Here is a 16737-nt window from a genome sequence, read left to right as displayed (position 1 = left end):
ACTCGAAGGATCCGGCAAATCCTCCGAGTGGCGGTCAACGCCGTCGCAATGACCTCAACCCAGCGAACGCGCTCCCACGGCCCTGCGGGAATGTCCACGGGTGGTGACGATCCCCAGGAACGAGATCACGATCGCCAGGCTCAAGGTGGCGGTCACCTCGGCGCGGTGCTCCTCGGTGAACATCATCACGGCCAGGGCACCGCTGATGAACAGGATCACCGCCCAGGTCAGCCAGGGGAACAGCCACATGCGGAACTTGAGGTTGGCGTTCTCGCGCTCCAGCCGACCACGCATGCGCAGTTGTGAAATGGCGATCACCAGGTACACCAGCAGCGCGATGGCGCCGGAGCTGGCGAGCAGGAACTCGAACACGCCCTTGGGTGCAAAGTAGTTGAGGATGGCGATGGCTGCGCCGATCAGGGTGCTGCCGAATACCGCGGCGCGCGGTACACCCACCTTGGATGTGTGCTTCAGCAAGGCCGGGGCATCGCCACGCTTGGCCAGCGAGTACATCATCCGCGAAGCGATATAGATCGATGAGTTCATGCAGCTGGTCACCGCGATCAATACCACGATGTCGACCATCAGCGCCGCGTTCGGGATGTTCATGATTTCCAGCGCACGCTGGTAGGAACCCACTACCGCCAGTTGCGGGTCATTCCACGGCACCACCGAGATGATCACGAAGATCGACAATATATAGAACGTACTGATACGCCAGATCACCGAACGGGTGGCCTTGGCGATGTTGCGTGCCGGGTCGCTGGACTCGGAGGCGGCGATGGTCACCGCCTCGGTGCCGATGAAGCTGAACATCACGGTGATGAAGGCACCGACCACCGCGGACCAGCCCTTGGGCGCGAAACCGCCGTGCTCGTCCATCAGCGTGCTCAGCCCACTGACCTCGCGCTCAGGCAACCAACCCAGCAGCGCGGCGAAGCCCAGGCCGATGAAGCCGAGAATGGCGGTGACCTTGAGAATGGCGAACCAGAACTCGAACTCACCGTACTTGGCCACGCTGAACAGGTTGGTGCAGGCCAGCAGCAGCACCGAGGCCAGGGCGAAGATCCAGCTGTCCACCTGGGGGAACCAGGCGTTGAGCACATGCCCGGCGGCCAGCGCCTCGATGGGGATCACCAGTACCCAGAACCACCAGTACAGCCAGCCGATGGTGTAGCCGGCCCAACGACCGATGGCCTGGTCGGCGTAGGTGGAAAACGAGCCGGTGTCGGGGTGGGCCACGGCCATTTCGCCGAGCATGCGCATGACCAGCACCACCAGGGTGCCGGCCACGAAATAGGAGAGGATGGTGGCCGGGCCGGCCGCCGCGATGGCGTGCCCGGAGCCGACGAAGAGCCCCGCGCCGATGATGCCGGCGATGGACAGCATCGTTACGTGACGTGGCTTGAAACCTTGAGCAAGGTTGCCATCAGTTCCCACGGTGTTCATTGGTCTTGTTCTCTTTTTGCTGACACAAGGAAGGGACGGGCAGGGGCAGGCGAAACGGTCTCCTCGGCAAAGGGCGGAGTACGTTGCGCACGCTCTGTTACGGCCTTCTCACGCGCCCGGGCAACGCACCGTGGGGATGCGGGCTTCACTTTAAGCCGGGCGCGGCGCGAGCAAAATGCTCGAAAACGTCAGACAACTGTTCGATCACGACACCGCGTGCCCACGCACGTCAGTCAAGCCCCCGGACGTGCCTGTTTGCGTCAGTCGCGGTCACGCCGGTAGTGCCAGTAGAAGTTCACCACCGCGAACACCACGATCACCGTGACGATCATCAGGCCGATCTGCAGATTGCTCATGGTGTTCTCCAACTGGCGATTCCAGGGAATGAAGGGGTGGGCCGCACAGCAGGGCGCTCGGTTTGCGCAGGGGACGCGACAGGGCGACGCCCCCGGGCCAGACGCTTGAGCGCCAGCACCATGAGCACGCCCAGCAGCACCATCGCCAGCACCAGCAAGGCATAGGCCAGCCACCAGGGCACGCCCGCGGTCATCATGCTGAACTCGGACATGCCGCCAATGCTGGCGATCAGGTTCAGCGGCAGGAACACCACGTTGATCAGGGTGAGCTTGCGCAGAGTCTCGTTCATCGCGTTGTTGGCCAGGTTGCCCCGGGCGTCCATCAAGCCCGCGAACACCGTCGAGTAGATCTCGGCCTGCTTGTGGCACTGGTCGTTCTCGATGACCAGGTCGTCGATCAGCGCCAGCACCTCAGGGTTGAAATGGCGCTTCTCGCCATGGGCGCGCAGGCGCGAGAGCACCGCGCCATTGCTGTGGATGGCGTTGATGTAGTGAATCAGGCTCTCGCTGAGGTTGAACATCTGCATCAGGTGGTGGTTCTCCAGCGACTGCTCGAAGCGTTGCTGCAGCTCGCGGGCGACCATCTTGATCACCTTCAGGTGCCCCAGGTAGTGATGCAGGTTGTCCAGCAGGATGGCCAGCAGCACATCCATCGGATCGTGCAGCGCATGGCGCTGCCCGAGGCCATCGAGCAGGGAGGCATCCGGGGCGATCAGCACCAGGTGGCCGTCGACCATCAGCATGCCGAACGAGGACACCTGGAAGGCGAAGCTGTCGCCACCGGTGTAGCTCTGCGGACGCTTCCAGATCAGGAACAGGCCATCGCGATGCAATTCGATGCGCGACACCTCGTCCGGATCCAGCGCCGAAGCCAGGGCATGGGCATCCAGGTGGAACCAGGCCTGCAGCAGCTCACGCTCGGCACTGTCCGGTTCGACGAACAGCAGCACCTCGCGATCGAGCCCCTCGCGCTTGCGCAACTGACCATGGGCCAGGCTGTAGCTTTCGATCATGCCAGCACCTCGTTACCAGGCTTGCCCCCGGCGCTTCTGCTCCAGGCGGCGGATGAATTCCTCCAGCACCAGGGTGTAGAGGTCGTCGTGCAGGTAGGCGTCCTCGATGCCGGCGTCGAGGTTGGGGTTGTCGTTGACCTCGATCACCACCACCCGGTCACCGACCTGCTTGAGGTCGACGCCGTACAGGCCATCGCCGATCAGATTGGCGGCCTTCACCGCCAGATCCACCACCGCGCGTGGCGCTTCGTGCACAGCCAGAGTGCGGCATTCGCCGTTGACCTCGTCGCGCTGGGCCTGATGGTTGAAGATCTGCCAGTGGCCCTTGGACATGAAGTACTGGCAGGCGAAGATCGGCTTGCGGTTGAGCACGCCGATGCGCCAGTCGTATTCGGTGTAGAGGTATTCCTGGGCCAGTAGCAGCACCGAGTGCTCGAACAGTTCGGCGGTGGCGGCCTGAAGTTCGGCGGCGTCCTTGACCTTGATCACGCCCCGCGAGAAACAGCCGTCAGGGATCTTCAGCACCAGTGGAAAGCCCAGCCGCTCGCCAATACCTTCCAGCGCCTGGGGGTTGTCGCGGTAGAGGATTTCGCTGGCCGGCATGGCCAGGCGATGACTGCGCAACAGGTCGGTCAGGTAGACCTTGTTGGTGCAGCGCAGGATCGACGCCGGGTCGTCCATCACCACCAGCCCTTCGCTCTCGGCCTTCTTGGCAAAGCGATAGGTGTGGTTGTCGACGCTGGTGGTCTCGCGGATCAGCAGCGCGTCGTATTCGGCCAGGCGGGCGTAGTCCTTCTTGCCGATCAGCTCGACGTCGACCCCGAGCTGGCGACCGGCGCGAATGAAGTGCTCCAGCGCCTTGGGGTTCGACGGCGGCAGCGCCTCATCAGGGTCGTGGAGGATCGCCAGGTCGTAGCGCGACACCCGCCGCGAGCGCGGTTGACGCCAGATCCGCCGGCTGAAGCCATCGAGGGCATTGGCGAAGGGGTCCTGCTGGTCTTCACGCAACTTGTGCAGCGCGCCGACCTTGACCCCGGCGATATGCCAGGTGCTGGTCTTGCGGAACTCCACCAGCAGGATCGGGCACGGGAAGCTTTCGAACAGCTGGCGGGCAATGTCTTGCAGCGGTTCCAGATCGGTACGGCCGAAATACAGGGTCAGGGTGAACCCTTCGGTTTCGCCGTAGGGGTGATTGGCCAGGGCACTTTCCAAGCTGCGCGCCATGTCGTCCAGGGCCAATCCATATAACGACTTGCGGGTCAATTCACTGATACTTCTGACCGAAGGAATGACTTTGTGTCCGCGCGCCTCGGCCAACAACGAACAATAATAACCGTGGCCTAGATACTTATAATTACGGCATAGGTTTATTACCTGGACACGCTTGCCGTTATCGGCTTCGCGTGGGGCCTCCAGGTATTCCTGGGCCGTCACGACATCCTCGCTGGGCAGGTACGAAGCCCAGTCCTCACGCCGCTCCACGATGATAACCAGCTGACTTGACTTGTTATCCAGGGTCAGTGGATAAATAACACCAGCCGTACGTGAGTGTGAACTTTCCCCGGGCCAGCCAGGTAAGGGTTCCTGAAACGATGACATATTTGAAGCCCTGTGTTGGGTAGACACGGTTTCTATTAAGCACGAAGTTTTTCGAATGTCCCGTTTCATTACGCAACTTTTACGGCGGCCCTATGCACATCGAATTTCGCCTGGCAACTGTTGACGACCTGCCGGCCCTGCTGGCGCTGGAGAACCAGTGCTTCGCGCTCGACCGGCTGACCCCGCGCAGCTTTCGCTGGATGCTGTCCCACGCCAACGCCAGCCTGCTGGTGGCGCAACGCGACGGCCAGTTGATGGGTTATGCGCTGTTACTCTTCCACCGTGGCACCTCGCTGGCCCGGCTGTATTCCATCGCCATTGCCGAACAGGCGCGTGGCCATGGCCTTGGTGCCAGGCTGCTGGAACAGGCCGAGCGCTGCGCCCTGGAGCATGACCGTGCCTACCTGCGTCTTGAGGTACGCACCGACAACCCCAAGGCCATCGCCCTGTATGAACGCCATGGCTATCGCCGCTTTGCCCTGGTCGATGACTACTACGAGGACCACACCAGCGCCCTGCGTTACGAGAAGCGCATCCTCCCACACCCGGCGGGCGAGACGCGCTTGGTCCCCTACTACGCCCAGACCACCGACTTCACCTGCGGCCCGGCCTGCCTGCTGATGGCCATGGCCGCCCTGCAACCGCTGCGCCCGCCAAGCCGGCGCGAGGAACTGCGCCTGTGGCGCGAGGCGACCACCGTGTTCATGACCTCCGGTCACGGCGGTTGCAGCCCCCATGGCCTGGCCCTGGCCGCCTGGCGCCGGGGCTTTCGCGTACGGCTGCTGCTCAATACCGAAGGGCCGCTGTTTCTCGACGGTGTGCGCCAGCCCGGCAAGAAGGAGGTCATGCGCCTGGTCCATGAGGACTTCTGCGCCGAGTTGCAGGACAGCGACGTGGTCATCGCGCGGCAGGCGCCCAACCTGCCTCGGGTGCTGGCCGAAGGCGGCCTGGCGCTGGTGCTGATCAGTAACTACCGGCTGACCGGCAGCAAGGCACCGCACTGGGTGCTGGTCACCGCCTGCGACGACGACTTCGTCTACCTGCACGATCCCGACACCGACCACGCTCGTCACCGCCAGGCCCTGGACTGCCAGCACCTGCCGGTCAGCCACCAGGCGTTCCAGCGCATGAGCCTGTTCGGCGGGCGCAAGTTGCGGGCGGCGGTGGTGGTGTATGCAGGGGGTGAAACTGCGGTGTAAACAGAGACCACCCCCTTGACCTCGGTGCGGGCGGCCACCTTTCTGCGCCTGCCCCCGACCGCGATAGCACAAACCCTTACAACTTTTCATCCGCGCAACGGTTAACGTTCACCCTCAAATTACAGACAGGTATGGACGCCATGGCACTCCTCGCCGACGACCCCTCCCTCGCGCAAGTCGAGCACTATCGCGACGACCCGCACCTGCGCGCCGAACTCAATGCCCTCACCCGTCAGACCTACGGCTTCGACTTCGAAGATTGGTACCAGGCTGGCTTCTGGCAAGAAGACAACCAGCCGTGCTCACTGGTTCGCAGCGGGAAAATGCTGGCCAACGCCTCGGCCAACCTGCTCGACTTCACCCTCGATGGCCAGCCTCTGCGTTGTGTGCAGATCGGCACGGTGATGACAGCGCCTGCGGCACAAGGCCGTGGCTACAGCCGCTACCTGATGGAAGTGCTTGTAGAGCGCTGGGCAGGTAAATGTGACCTGTTGTACCTGTTCGCCAATAGCACCGTGCTGGATCTCTATCCCCGGTTCGGCTTCCGCCGGGTGATCGAACACGAATATTTCCAAGCCAGGTCGACGCCCCCTGAAGTCAGCACGTTCCATCCTGTGGATCTTGGCGACAGCACACAACGTGAACACTTCATGGCAGCGGTAATGAAGAGTTGCCCACAGGCACGGTTGAGCCTCGTGCCGAATGTACCGTTGACAATGTTCTACTGTGACGGCCCCTACCGAGAAGCCTTGTTCCATTCCTCAAGACACGAGGCATACGTGGTGGTGGAGCACGACGGCGAGCGGATGGTGCTGGTGGATGTATTCTGCGAGCGCGAACTGATGCTGGCCGATGTGGTGGCCGAACTGGTCAGGGCAACGACCCGGGAGGTGCTGCTGGGGTTTGCGCCGCTGAGCAGCGAGGGCTTCGCGGCGCGGGTTGTGGATAACGATGATGCACTGTTCGTCTGGGGTGCATCGAAAACCTATGTCGATGGACAGGTGCTGATGTTTCCGCTGCTGTCCCACACCTGAATGGGTACTGGGGCTGCGTGGGAGCATCGGCGCGCCCCCGCCCCCACACCAAACCAGGCGCTTGCTCACTCCAACACCTTGGGGAGAGCGTCACCAGGTCAGGCAGATCTTGCCGAAATGCCTGTTGCTCTCCTGGTACTTGAAGGCCTCGACCATCTGCTCCAGCTCGAAATGCTTGTCCACCACCGGCCGCAGGCCATTGGCGTCGATAGCGCGAACCATCGCCTGCTGCTGAGCGCGGCTGCCTACCAGCACGCCCTGCAGGCGAATCTGCCGCACCAGCGCCTGCACCAGCGGCAACTGCCCGGCCACGCCGGTGAGGATGCCGATCAGCGACACATGCCCGCCGATCCGGGCGGCAACCATCGACTGCTCCAGCGTGGCCGGGCCGCCGACTTCGATCACATGGTCCACACCGCGTCCGCCGGTCAGCGCACGAACCTTCTCGCCCCAGGCGGGCGTGGTCTTGTAGTTGATCAGGTGATCCGCGCCCAGTGCCTTGAGACGCTCCAGCTTGGCATCGCTGGACGAGGTGGCGATCACCATGGCGCCGGCCAGCTTGGCGAACTGCAGGGCGAAGATCGACACGCCGCCGGTACCCTGCACCAGCACGCTGTCGCCGGGCTTGAGGTGGTCATCGCCCATCAGGGCACGCCAGGCGGTGAGGCCGGCGGTGGTCAGGGTCGCCGACTCGGCATGGCTGTAGCCCCTGGGCGCCAGGGTGAAGGAGCTGGCCCGGGCGGTCACCTGTTCACGGGCATAGCCGTCGATGCCGTCGCCCGGCACGCTGGCAAAACCCTCGACCAGTGCCTGACCATCGAGCCAGTCGGGGAAGAAGGTGCTGACCACCGCATCGCCGACCTGGAACTCGCTGACCCCGGCGCCCACCGCGACCACTTCGCCGGCACCGTCAGCCATGGGGATGCGCCGCTCGCTCGGCCCCCACATGCCGCTGACCACGGCGAAATCGTGATAGTTGAGGGAGCTGGCATGCAGGCGCACGGTGATCTCGCCGGCCTTGGGCGCGGCGGTTTCGCAAGTGCCGACCTGGACCTTGTCGTAGCCGCCGCCGGGCAGGACATAAAGGGCCTTGGTGTTCATGGGTGAGGCCTCCATCGTGGCAAAAGGTGCAGTGCAGCTTAGCCCTTTCGCGGCACAAGGCCGCTCAGAGGGAGCGCGCAGGGCATGAGGGATGTCAGCCGAGCAACGCCCTCAGCGCCCGGCAATCGGCCGCATGCCAGTCGGCCAACTGCGGCCATGGGTTGTCCGGCAGGTTGACCAATACAGTGCGGGTGCCTGCGGCCCGGCCGCAGTCCAGGTCGAAGCGGTAGTCACCGACCATCACCATCTCAGCGGGGCTCACGCCCCAGGCCCTGGCGATCTGCAGCAGCCCGTCAGGGCTGGGCTTGGGCGCCGCCTCGTCGCGCCCCAGAATATGCTCGACCGGGAAGCAGTCAGCCAGGCCGATGGCCTCGAGGGTGACATGGGCCAGTTCGCGGGCATTGCGGGTGAGGATGGCCAGCCGGCAGTCACGCCCGGCCAACTCACGCACCAACTCCACCGCGCCGTGCGCGGCCTTGGAGGCGATCGCCAGGTCGCGTTCGTGCTCCAGCAGCCAGGCATGCTTGGCCGCCGCCTCCTCCGCCGGCAAGGCGGCCAGGTGGGTGAGGATGTCGTGGTCGGACGGAATGTCGAGCGCCTCGCGGATGGCCGCGAAGTCATGCACGGCGACCGTCAGGGTGCCATCCATGTCGAATACCCAGTGGCGAATATCCCGGAGGCTCATGCCCAGTCCTTGCGATGGCGGATCAGGCCTTCCTGGGTGGACGAGGCCACCAGTTGCCCGGCGCGGTTGAAGATGCTGCCACGGCAGAAGCCACGGGCATTGCCGGCCCAAGGGCTGTCGGTGGCGTACAGCAGCCACTCGTCGGCGCGCAGGTTGCGGTGGAACCACAGCGAATGGTCGAGGCTGGCGATCTGCATGTCCTTGCGCCACACCGACTTGCCATGGGGCAGCAGGGAGGTGGTCAGCAGGCCGAAGTCCGAGGCGTAGGCCAGCAGGTACTTGTGCAGCGCCGGGATGTCCGGGAGGTTGCCGTCGGCACGGAACCAGGCGTACTTGATCGGCTCGCCGGGCTTGGGATCGAACGGATCGCGCTCGGTGACCGGGCGGATCTCGATGGGCTTGGCGCACAGCACCTTTTCGCGGATGCGCTCGGGCAGCTTGTCGGCCATGGCGCTGGCCAGCTCGACTTCGCTGGGCAGGTTTTCCGGGCCGACAACGTCCGGCATCTGCGCCTGATGCTCGAAACCCTCCTCGTCGTACTGGAACGACGCGCTGCAGGTGAAGATCGGCTGGCCCTTCTGGATCGCCGTGACCCGCCGGGTGCTGAAGCTGCCGCCGTCGCGCACACGGTCCACCGAATAGACCACCGGCATGCTGGCATCGCCCGGGCGCAGGAAGTAACCGTGCAGCGAATGCACATGGCGGGCGTCCTCGACCGTCTGGCTGGCCGCCGACAGCGACTGGCCGAGCACCTGGCCACCGTACAGCTGGCGGAAGCCCAGGTCCTGGCTGCGTCCGCGGAACAGGTTCTCCTCGATGGACTCGAGGCTCAGCAAGTCGACCAGATCGTCGAGTACATGGCTCATGGGGTTCTCCTGGCAAGGCAATACGGCGCGGTTATACCGGCGAATGATACAGGGTTTTGCCGTTCGTCCCGTCGTACGAATGGCGACCTATTCAGCCGCGCAGGTTCTGTTGCCAGCGATCACGGTCGATGCGGTACAGCACATGGGGGCGCAGTGGATCGCCGACGGGCAGGCGCGGATGCTCGAAGCTGCCCGCCAGGTCCTGGACCATGCCAATGGCTTGCATCACCTTCTGCGACGGCAGATTGCCCTCGGTGGTGAACGACACCACCTCGTCCAGGTGCAACTGGGCGAAGGCACAGCGCAGGCAGGCCCAGGCCGCCTCGCTGGCGAAGCCCAGCCCCCAGTGGCGGCGGGCCAGGCGCCAGCCGATCTCGACCGCCGGGCCGAACGGGGCGTCGAAGTTGACGTGGAGCAGGCCGGTCATGCCGATGAAGGCGCCGCTGTCCTTGCGCTCCAGGGCCCACAGGCCAAAGCCGTACTCGTTGAAATGGCCACGGATCCGGCCAATCAGCGCCGCCGCCTCGACCCGGGTCATCGGCGCGGGGAAGTAGCGCATCACCTGCGGGTCGGCGCACAGGGCAGCGAACTCGCGCAGGTCGTCGTCCTGCCATTGGCGCAACACCAGGCGCGGACTTTCCAGTTCGAGAAGGGGGGTCATGGGCACGGCTCCGAAATCACGGTCTGGCAGTGTACAGCGTAGGCCGCGCGCATCAGTCAACCGATGCTTTTTTCACATCGGCTTCACCGCCCCCCGACAGGCCGCTTCGCACAATGCCGGCACATACCGCGGCCTTCGTCGACGCCGCACTGCCATCGGAGTGACGCATGCACCCCAGCAACACCCTGCACAATCCGGCCCTGCTGGCCCCCCGCAAACGCCGCCGCTCGCGCACCGCGGTCGGCGCCGCCATCGGCCTGCTCCTGGCACTGGCCGGGGCCAGCACCTGGCTAGCGACGAGGACGCACATCGTGAACCTTGGCAACGAGCAACAGTTGAGCGACAGCGGCCTGCTGCAGGATTGGAAGGAAGGTGCGGTGATCGTGATGATCCGCCACGCCGAACGCTGCGACAGTGCCCCTGGGCCGTGCCTGGACGATCCGACCGGCATCACCGTGTCCGGCAGCCAGGCGGCGCAACGGGTCGGCCAGGGCCTGCAGCAACTGGGGTTGGCCGGCGCCGACCTGCTTAGCAGCCCGAAGCTGCGCACCCGCCAGACCGCGCACTTCATCCTCGGCCAGGCCGTGACCAGCGAAGACTGGCTGGAGCGCTGCGAGCACCCGTTCCCGGCCGAGGCCATGGCCCGCAAACGGCCCGGGCACAACCTGGTGCTGGTGACTCACAACGGTTGCATCGATCACTTCGCCCGCCAGCAGCATGTACCGGGCGGCGAACGGGAGAGCGGCTACGTCAGTGCGCTGTTCGTGTCGGTGGATGGCAACGGCAAGGCGCGGATCCTCGGGCGGATGAACGAGCCGGACTGGCAGAGGGTGCTGGCATCGGCAGGTCAATGAGCGAATAGCAGGCCCAGATTCGGTTGGCATCGGAGCCACCAAAGCTGGCAAGATCGGTGCTCGCCCCCATCGCGTCGACACCATGCCCCTGCCGCTGATCTACCACGATGACTACAGCCCGGAGTTCCCGCCGGACCATCGCTTCCCGATGGACAAGTTCCGCCTGTTGCGCGACCACTTGGTGGACAGCGGCCTGACCACCGACGCCGCCTTGCTGCGCCCGGAGATCTGCCCCAACGACATCCTCGCCCTGGCCCATGACCGCGACTACATCGAGCGCTACATGAACGGCGAATTGTCCCGCGAGGACCAGCGCCGCCTCGGCCTGCCCTGGAGCGAAGCCCTGGCCCGGCGCACCGTGCGCGCCGTGGGCGGTTCGCTGTTGACCGCCGAGCAGGCGCTGCAACACGGCATCGCCTGCCACCTGGCCGGCGGCACCCATCACGCCCACTATGACTACCCGGCCGGTTTCTGCATCTTCAACGACCTGGCGGTGATCAGCCGTTATTTGCTGGAGGCCGGTCGCGTGCACAGGGTGCTGATCTTCGACTGCGACGTCCACCAGGGCGACGGTACCGCGCGCATGCTCCAGGACACTCCGGAAGCGATCACCGTGTCACTGCACTGCGAGCAGAACTTCCCGGCACGCAAGGCCCAGAGCGACTGGGACATCCCCCTGCCCCGCGGCATGCACGACAGCGCCTACCTCAAGGTGGTCGAGGACGCGCTGAACTACCTGCTGCCGCTGTACCAGCCCGACCTGGTGCTGTACGACGCCGGCGTCGATGTGCACAAGGACGACGCCCTGGGCTATCTGAACCTGACCGACGCAGGCCTGGCCGCCCGCGACGAACACGTGTTGCGCCAGTGCCTGGGCCGCGACATCCCGGTGGTGGGCGTGATCGGCGGCGGCTACAGCAAGGACCGCGAAGCCCTCGCCCGGCGCCACGGTATCCTCCACCACAGCGCGGCGCGGGTGCTCGGTTGTTCACAATGACTGTGGAACCGCTTGTGGATAACCTGCGGGAAAGCCGCTCCAGCCCTTTAGCTTCCTGAGCTGCAGAAAATTGATCGTTTTTTGAGCTGTGTCGTGGCAGGCCCCGCTGAGGTAGAATGCGCGGCCTTTTCCACAGCCTGTCGCCCGCCATGAACGATCCCCGCCCCGCTTACAGCCCCCTTGTCGCCGTGATCGGCGGCGGCCCTGCCGGCCTGATGGCCGCCGAGACCCTGGCCCGGCGCGGGATGGCGGTGCAAGTGTTCGACGCCATGCCCTCGGTGGGCCGCAAGTTCCTGCTGGCCGGCGTCGGTGGCATGAACATCACCCATTCCGAGCCCTACCCCGCCTTCGTCGGCCGCTACGGCGCGCGCCAGGGCGAGATCGACACCCTCCTGCGCGACTTCGATGGCCAGGCCCTGCGCCAGTGGATTCACGGCCTGGGCATCGAAACCTTCGTCGGCACCTCGGGCCGCGTGTTCCCTCGCGACATGAAGGCCGCGCCACTGCTGCGCGCCTGGCTCAAGCGCCTGCGCGAGTCCGGCGTGGTTATCCACACCCGGCACCGCTGGCTGGGCTGGACAGCCGGAGGCGCCCTGCGGATGAGTTATCCACAAGGCGAGCTGCAGGTACGGGCCGATGCCGTGATACTGGCCCTGGGTGGCGGCAGCTGGGCGCGCCTGGGCTCGGACGGCGCCTGGGTGCCGCTGCTGGCTGAGCGGGGTGTGGATATCTCTGCGCTGCGGGCGAGCAACTGCGGTTTCGAGGTCGAGGGTTGGAGCGATCTGCTCAAGGACAAGTTCGCCGGCGCCCCGCTGAAAAACATCGCCCTCGGCATGCCCGGCACCGCCTCGCGCAAGGGCGAATTCATCCTCACCGCCCAAGGGGTGGAGGGCAGCCTGGTGTATGCCTGGTCGGCGGCGCTGCGCGAAGCGATCGAACGCGACGGGCGGGCGACGCTGCTGCTCGACCTGCTGCCGGACCGGCCTGTGGACAAGATTGCACAGGCCCTGGCCAAGCCCAGGGGATCGCGCTCGATGGCCAAGCACCTGCACGGCCAGTTGGGGATCGACGGGGTGAAGGCGGCCTTGTTGCGCGAGCTGACCGACCAGGCGACCTTTGCCGACCCCGAGCGCCTGGCGGCGGCGATCAAGGCGTTGCCGATCATGCTGGTGCGGCCCCGGCCATTGGACGAGGCGATCAGCAGTGCCGGTGGCGTGCGCTTCGAAGGGTTGGATGAAGGGCTGATGGTGCGCAACCTGCCTGGGGTCTTCTGCGCGGGCGAGATGCTGGATTGGGAAGCGCCGACGGGTGGCTACCTGCTGACGGCGTGTTTCGCCAGTGGTTTGCGGGCGGGAAATGCGGCGGCGGATTGGCTGGCGCGCCTGGCCTGAGCAATGCCGGGGCTGCTACGCAGCCCCGGTGACTTCAAGGTTTGCGCTTGCCAGGCTTGCCGCCAAAGCTCGGCACCTTGCGCACCGCCTTGACCGCCGGTGCCGAAGCCCCGGCCTCCTCGCTGTCCATCCAACGCCCCAGGCCGCGCTTGGCACTGTTCTCTTTCGGCTTTTTGGGTTTCTTCGGTTTCTTCAGCACCTGGCCACTGGCGTCGGTCACCGGCACCCGGTGATCGGGGATGAAGTCCGGCTCCTCATGGCGCGGCAGCACCTGGCGGATCAGGGTCTCTATCGATGCCAGCAGTTGCACCTCGTCGGCACACACCAGCGAGATCGCCTCGCCCTTGTTGCCCGCGCGGCCGGTGCGGCCGATACGGTGCACATAGTCCTCGGCGACGATCGGCAGGTCGAGGTTGACCACCAGTGGCAAGTCATCGATATCCAGGCCGCGGGCGGCCACGTCGGTGGCCACCAGCACCTGGACCTCACGGGCCTTGAAGCTGTCCAGGGCGCGCTGGCGGGTAGCCTGCGGGCGATCGCCGTGGATGCCGTCGGCGTTCACGCCTTCGGCTAGCAGGCGCTCGACCAGTTGGTCCACGCCATTGCGGGTCTTGGCGAACACCAGCACCTGCTTCCAGCGCTGCTTGCGCAGCAGGTGGCAGAACAAGTCGGCCTTGCGCTTCTTGTCCACCGGCACCAGCCATTGCTTGACCGTGTTGGCAGCGGCATTTCGCGGGCTGACTTCGATGCTCAGCGGGTCGTTCAGCGCCAGGCCCGCGAGCAGGCGGATCTGGTCGGAGAAAGTGGCGGAGAACAGCAGCGTCTGGCACTTGCGCGGCAACGCCGCATACACCGCCTGCAGCTCCTCGGCGAAGCCCAGGTCGAGCATGCGGTCGGCTTCGTCGAGCACCAGGGTCTGCACCTGGCCGAACTTGATGGCGTTCTGGCGGAACAGGTCGAGCAGACGGCCCGGGGTGGCCACCAGCAGGTCGACGCCGCGGCGCAGGCGCATCATCTGCGGGTTGATGCTGACGCCGCCGTACACCGCGTAGGTGGACAGTGGCAGGTTCTCGGCGTACTCACGCACGTTGGCGTGGACCTGCTCGGCCAGTTCGCGGGTCGGCACCAGCACCAGCGCACGCACCGAGTTGCTGGCGACCTTCTCCCCTTCCAGCGCCAGGCGCTGCAGCACCGGCAGGGCGAAGCCGGCGGTCTTGCCGGTGCCGGTCTGGGCGGCGGCCATCAGGTCGCGGCCGGCGAGCACGGCGGGGATGGCCTTGGCCTGGACCGGGGTGGGCGTGGTGTAGTCCAGCGTCTGCAGGGTGCGCAGCAGCGGTTCAATCAGGCCGAGTTGGGCGAAATTCATGGCAATACCGTCAGGGGGTTCAGCGAAGGCGGCAAGTTTACCCCAGTGCCACGGTGGCCGGTATTTACTTGCACACCCCTTCTTTAAGCGGCACGGGCGACTCCGGCGCCTTGCGCCACTGCGGCAGGCCGATCAGCACTACCGCGCCGATGATCACCGCCATCGCCACGCATTCCTCGGCGCCGATCTGCTCGCCTGCGAAGACGATCCCCAGCAACACCGCCACCGCAGGGTTGACGTAGGCATAGCTGGTGGCCGCCGCCGGACGCACGTGCTTGAGCAGGTACATATAGGAGCTGAACGCCAGGATCGAGCCAAAGAACACCAGGTAGGCCAGCGCGCCCCAGCCAGCGGCGGTGGGCATCTGGGTCAGGCGCTCGCCGCTGACGGCGCTGCCGATCAGCAGCGCGGCACCGCCCACCAGCATTTCAGCGGCGCTGGCCATCGGGCCCTGGGGCAGTGGCAGGCTCTTGCTCCACACCGAACCGAAGGCCCAGGCCGCCGCGGCGAACAGGATCAGCGCCGCGCCCATGGGGCTGGCCTGCAGGTTCGAACCCATGTTGAGCATGCCGATGCCGACCAGCCCAAGAGCGATCCCCGCCCACTCCAGGCGCGAGTTGCGATGGCCGAAGAACAGGCCGAACACCAGGGTGAACAGCGGCACCGTGGCCACCGCCAGTGCCGCCACGCCCGAGGCGACCCCGGCGTGCTCGGCCAGGGTCACCCCGCCGTTGCCGCAACTGAGCAGCAGGAAACCGATCGCTCCGGCCGCACGCCACTGAGGCCAGGTCGGCGCAGGTGCGCCGCGCCAGCGCAGAAAGCCGTACAACAGGCTGCCGGCAATCAGGAAACGCACCCCGGCCATCAACATTGGCGGCCAGGATTCCACGCCGATGCGGATAAACAGATAGGTCGAGCCCCAGACCAGGTACAGGGCGAGAAAGGCGCCGACAAGCAACAACGGGAAGCGACGGGAGGAGGACATGGCAAGGGCTCGAAATCCGTTTACGGGTGGATTAGTTTAGAAAGGCCCAGGCGCAAACTTAAGTTACAAAACACGTTTAAAATACCGAAACACTTTGTAATGCATGGTTATGTGGCGCCTTTCCAATCGATTACAAAGTCAGCAGGAGTCCCCATGGACAAGTACGACCGCATGCTCCTCGCCGCCCTGCTGGAAAACGGGCGGGCCACATACGCGCAGTTGGCGCGCCAGGTCAATCTCTCGGCCCCGGCAGTGGCCGAGCGGGTGGCCAAGCTTGAGGCCTGCGGCGTGATCAGCGGCTACACGGCCAAGGTCGACCTGGAGAAGATCGGCCTGCCGATCCAGTGCTTGATGGAACTGCGCCTGGCCAGCCATGGCAATCAGCAGGCCTACGAGGCCCTGGAGAAAATCCCCGAACTCACCGAATGCCATCGGGTGACCGGCGACCCGTGCGTGATCATGCAGGCGGCCGTCACCTCGATGGGCGAGCTGGAGGCGCTGATCAACCGCGTATCTCAGTTGGGCTTCACAAAGACGTCGATCATCCTGTCGAGCGCGGTGGCGCGACGGGTGCCGCTGGGGCATCTGGACAGCAACGGCAAGAAAGGCTGAAGCCCACTCCCTTATACGTGCGCGGCTCGCAGCATCACAGATCAGTGGCGCAGCAGTAGCCGGCCTTCGATAGGCACGTAACGGTTTGCGGCGCGGATCACCGACAACGCGGTCAAGCCCGGCACACCGTATACGACGGTTTCCACGCCATGGCGTTGCATCGCTCGCTCCAGCAACAAGTCAAAATCACCGTCGCCCGAGGCCAGCACCACTTGGTCGACCCGCGCCGCCGCCTCGATGACATCAAGGGTGATGCCCACGTCCCAATCGCCCTTGGCCGAGCCATCGGCGCGTTGGATGAAGGGTTTCAGGCGCACCTCGAACCCCAGGTTGCGCAGGATCTGCTGGAACTGCTGCTGCTTGCTGTCGCCACGGTCGATGGCATAGGCCACGGCTTCGACGATCTGCCCTTCGCGGCTGACCTCGGCCCACAGCGCGGCGTAGTTGAAGTGGCAGCCATGACCTTGGCGAACCGTGTAGTAGAGGTTCTGCACATCGGCGAACAGCGCGATTTTCTTCACCTGGAGCCTCTCACTGGCAGTGGTAAACGCTCGCGGGGCAAGCCCGCT

At 65.2% G+C, this 16737-nt stretch carries 16 protein-coding genes; 6 read left to right on the top strand and 10 right to left on the bottom strand.

Annotation, left to right across the window (positions count from 1 at the left end; genetic code table 11):
* Positions 1 to 54 precede the first annotated feature (54 nt).
* The 3 genes from gabP to AC25MA_RS16580 form a co-directional block, all read right to left on the bottom strand.
* Complete coding sequence (gene gabP, locus AC25MA_RS16590; protein ID WP_028692053.1) at positions 55 to 1449, bottom strand: GABA permease; 1395 nt, start codon at positions 1447 to 1449, stop codon at positions 55 to 57.
* Between the two features lie 352 nt (positions 1450 to 1801).
* A complete protein-coding gene (locus AC25MA_RS16585) occupies positions 1802 to 2818 on the bottom strand; it encodes a magnesium transporter CorA family protein (RefSeq protein WP_028692054.1) in 1017 nt (338 codons plus the stop codon).
* 12 nt (positions 2819 to 2830) lie between these two features.
* Positions 2831 to 4417, bottom strand: a complete 1587-nt coding sequence (locus tag AC25MA_RS16580; protein WP_238348153.1) for a RimK family protein — start codon at positions 4415 to 4417, stop codon at positions 2831 to 2833.
* A gap of 92 nt (positions 4418 to 4509) precedes the next feature.
* On the opposite strand from AC25MA_RS16580, the gene rimI reads away from it, so the two are divergent.
* Positions 4510 to 5616, top strand: a complete 1107-nt coding sequence (gene rimI / locus AC25MA_RS16575; RefSeq protein WP_028692056.1) for a ribosomal protein S18-alanine N-acetyltransferase — start codon at positions 4510 to 4512, stop codon at positions 5614 to 5616.
* Between the two features lie 140 nt (positions 5617 to 5756).
* Positions 5757 to 6650, top strand: coding sequence for a GNAT family N-acetyltransferase (locus tag AC25MA_RS16570; protein WP_486972221.1), 894 nt, complete (start codon positions 5757 to 5759; stop codon positions 6648 to 6650).
* A gap of 90 nt (positions 6651 to 6740) precedes the next feature.
* Here AC25MA_RS16570 and AC25MA_RS16565 read toward each other — a convergent pair whose 3' ends face one another.
* From AC25MA_RS16565 to AC25MA_RS16550, 4 genes are all read right to left on the bottom strand, one after another.
* Positions 6741 to 7751 carry a zinc-dependent alcohol dehydrogenase family protein gene (locus AC25MA_RS16565; RefSeq protein ID WP_028692058.1) on the bottom strand — a complete coding sequence of 337 codons (1011 nt, stop codon included), beginning with the start codon at positions 7749 to 7751 and terminating at the stop codon, positions 6741 to 6743.
* A 94-nt stretch (positions 7752 to 7845) separates the two neighbouring features.
* Positions 7846 to 8436 (bottom strand): HAD family hydrolase, encoded by a 591-nt coding sequence (locus AC25MA_RS16560; protein ID WP_028692059.1) that lies wholly within the window; start codon positions 8434 to 8436, stop codon positions 7846 to 7848.
* Complete coding sequence (gene tesB / locus AC25MA_RS16555; RefSeq protein ID WP_062361994.1) at positions 8433 to 9302, bottom strand: acyl-CoA thioesterase II; 870 nt, start codon at positions 9300 to 9302, stop codon at positions 8433 to 8435. The genes AC25MA_RS16560 and tesB overlap by 4 nt, the downstream gene beginning before the upstream one ends.
* A 91-nt stretch (positions 9303 to 9393) precedes the next feature.
* Positions 9394 to 9963 (bottom strand): GNAT family N-acetyltransferase, encoded by a 570-nt coding sequence (locus AC25MA_RS16550; protein WP_028692061.1) that lies wholly within the window; start codon positions 9961 to 9963, stop codon positions 9394 to 9396.
* A gap of 167 nt (positions 9964 to 10130) precedes the next feature.
* On the opposite strand from AC25MA_RS16550, the gene pmrG reads away from it, so the two are divergent.
* The 3 genes from pmrG to AC25MA_RS16535 all read left to right on the top strand — a co-directional run bounded on the left by pmrG (position 10131) and on the right by AC25MA_RS16535 (position 13205).
* Positions 10131 to 10817, top strand: coding sequence for a lipopolysaccharide core heptose(II)-phosphate phosphatase PmrG (gene pmrG, locus AC25MA_RS16545; protein ID WP_062361992.1), 687 nt, complete (start codon positions 10131 to 10133; stop codon positions 10815 to 10817).
* Positions 10818 to 10899: 82 nt separating this feature from the next.
* Positions 10900 to 11814: a histone deacetylase family protein gene (locus AC25MA_RS16540; protein WP_486972220.1), complete on the top strand. Its 915-nt coding sequence runs from the start codon at positions 10900 to 10902 to the stop codon at positions 11812 to 11814.
* A 149-nt stretch (positions 11815 to 11963) separates the two neighbouring features.
* Positions 11964 to 13205 carry a TIGR03862 family flavoprotein gene (locus AC25MA_RS16535; RefSeq protein ID WP_486972219.1) on the top strand — a complete coding sequence of 414 codons (1242 nt, stop codon included), beginning with the start codon at positions 11964 to 11966 and terminating at the stop codon, positions 13203 to 13205.
* A gap of 34 nt (positions 13206 to 13239) precedes the next feature.
* Here the strand turns inward: AC25MA_RS16535 and rhlE1 are convergent, their stop codons facing one another.
* Together rhlE1 and yedA are read right to left on the bottom strand one after the other, a co-directional pair.
* Positions 13240 to 14571, bottom strand: coding sequence for an RNA helicase RhlE1 (gene rhlE1 / locus AC25MA_RS16530; protein WP_486972218.1), 1332 nt, complete (start codon positions 14569 to 14571; stop codon positions 13240 to 13242).
* 64 nt (positions 14572 to 14635) lie between these two features.
* Complete coding sequence (yedA, locus tag AC25MA_RS16525) at positions 14636 to 15556, bottom strand: drug/metabolite exporter YedA (RefSeq protein WP_028692066.1); 921 nt, start codon at positions 15554 to 15556, stop codon at positions 14636 to 14638.
* A gap of 153 nt (positions 15557 to 15709) precedes the next feature.
* Here yedA and AC25MA_RS16520 point away from each other — a divergent pair, with 153 nt between their 5' ends.
* Positions 15710 to 16168 (top strand): Lrp/AsnC family transcriptional regulator, encoded by a 459-nt coding sequence (locus tag AC25MA_RS16520; protein ID WP_486972217.1) that lies wholly within the window; start codon positions 15710 to 15712, stop codon positions 16166 to 16168.
* Positions 16169 to 16209: 41 nt separating this feature from the next.
* Here AC25MA_RS16520 and AC25MA_RS16515 read toward each other — a convergent pair whose 3' ends face one another.
* A complete protein-coding gene (locus tag AC25MA_RS16515; RefSeq protein ID WP_028692068.1) occupies positions 16210 to 16689 on the bottom strand; it encodes an NYN domain-containing protein in 480 nt (159 codons plus the stop codon).
* Positions 16690 to 16737 lie beyond the last annotated feature (48 nt).

Source organism: Pseudomonas sp. P65(2024), assembly GCF_057480955.1.
This window is presented reverse-complemented; position numbering and strand designations above follow the sequence as displayed.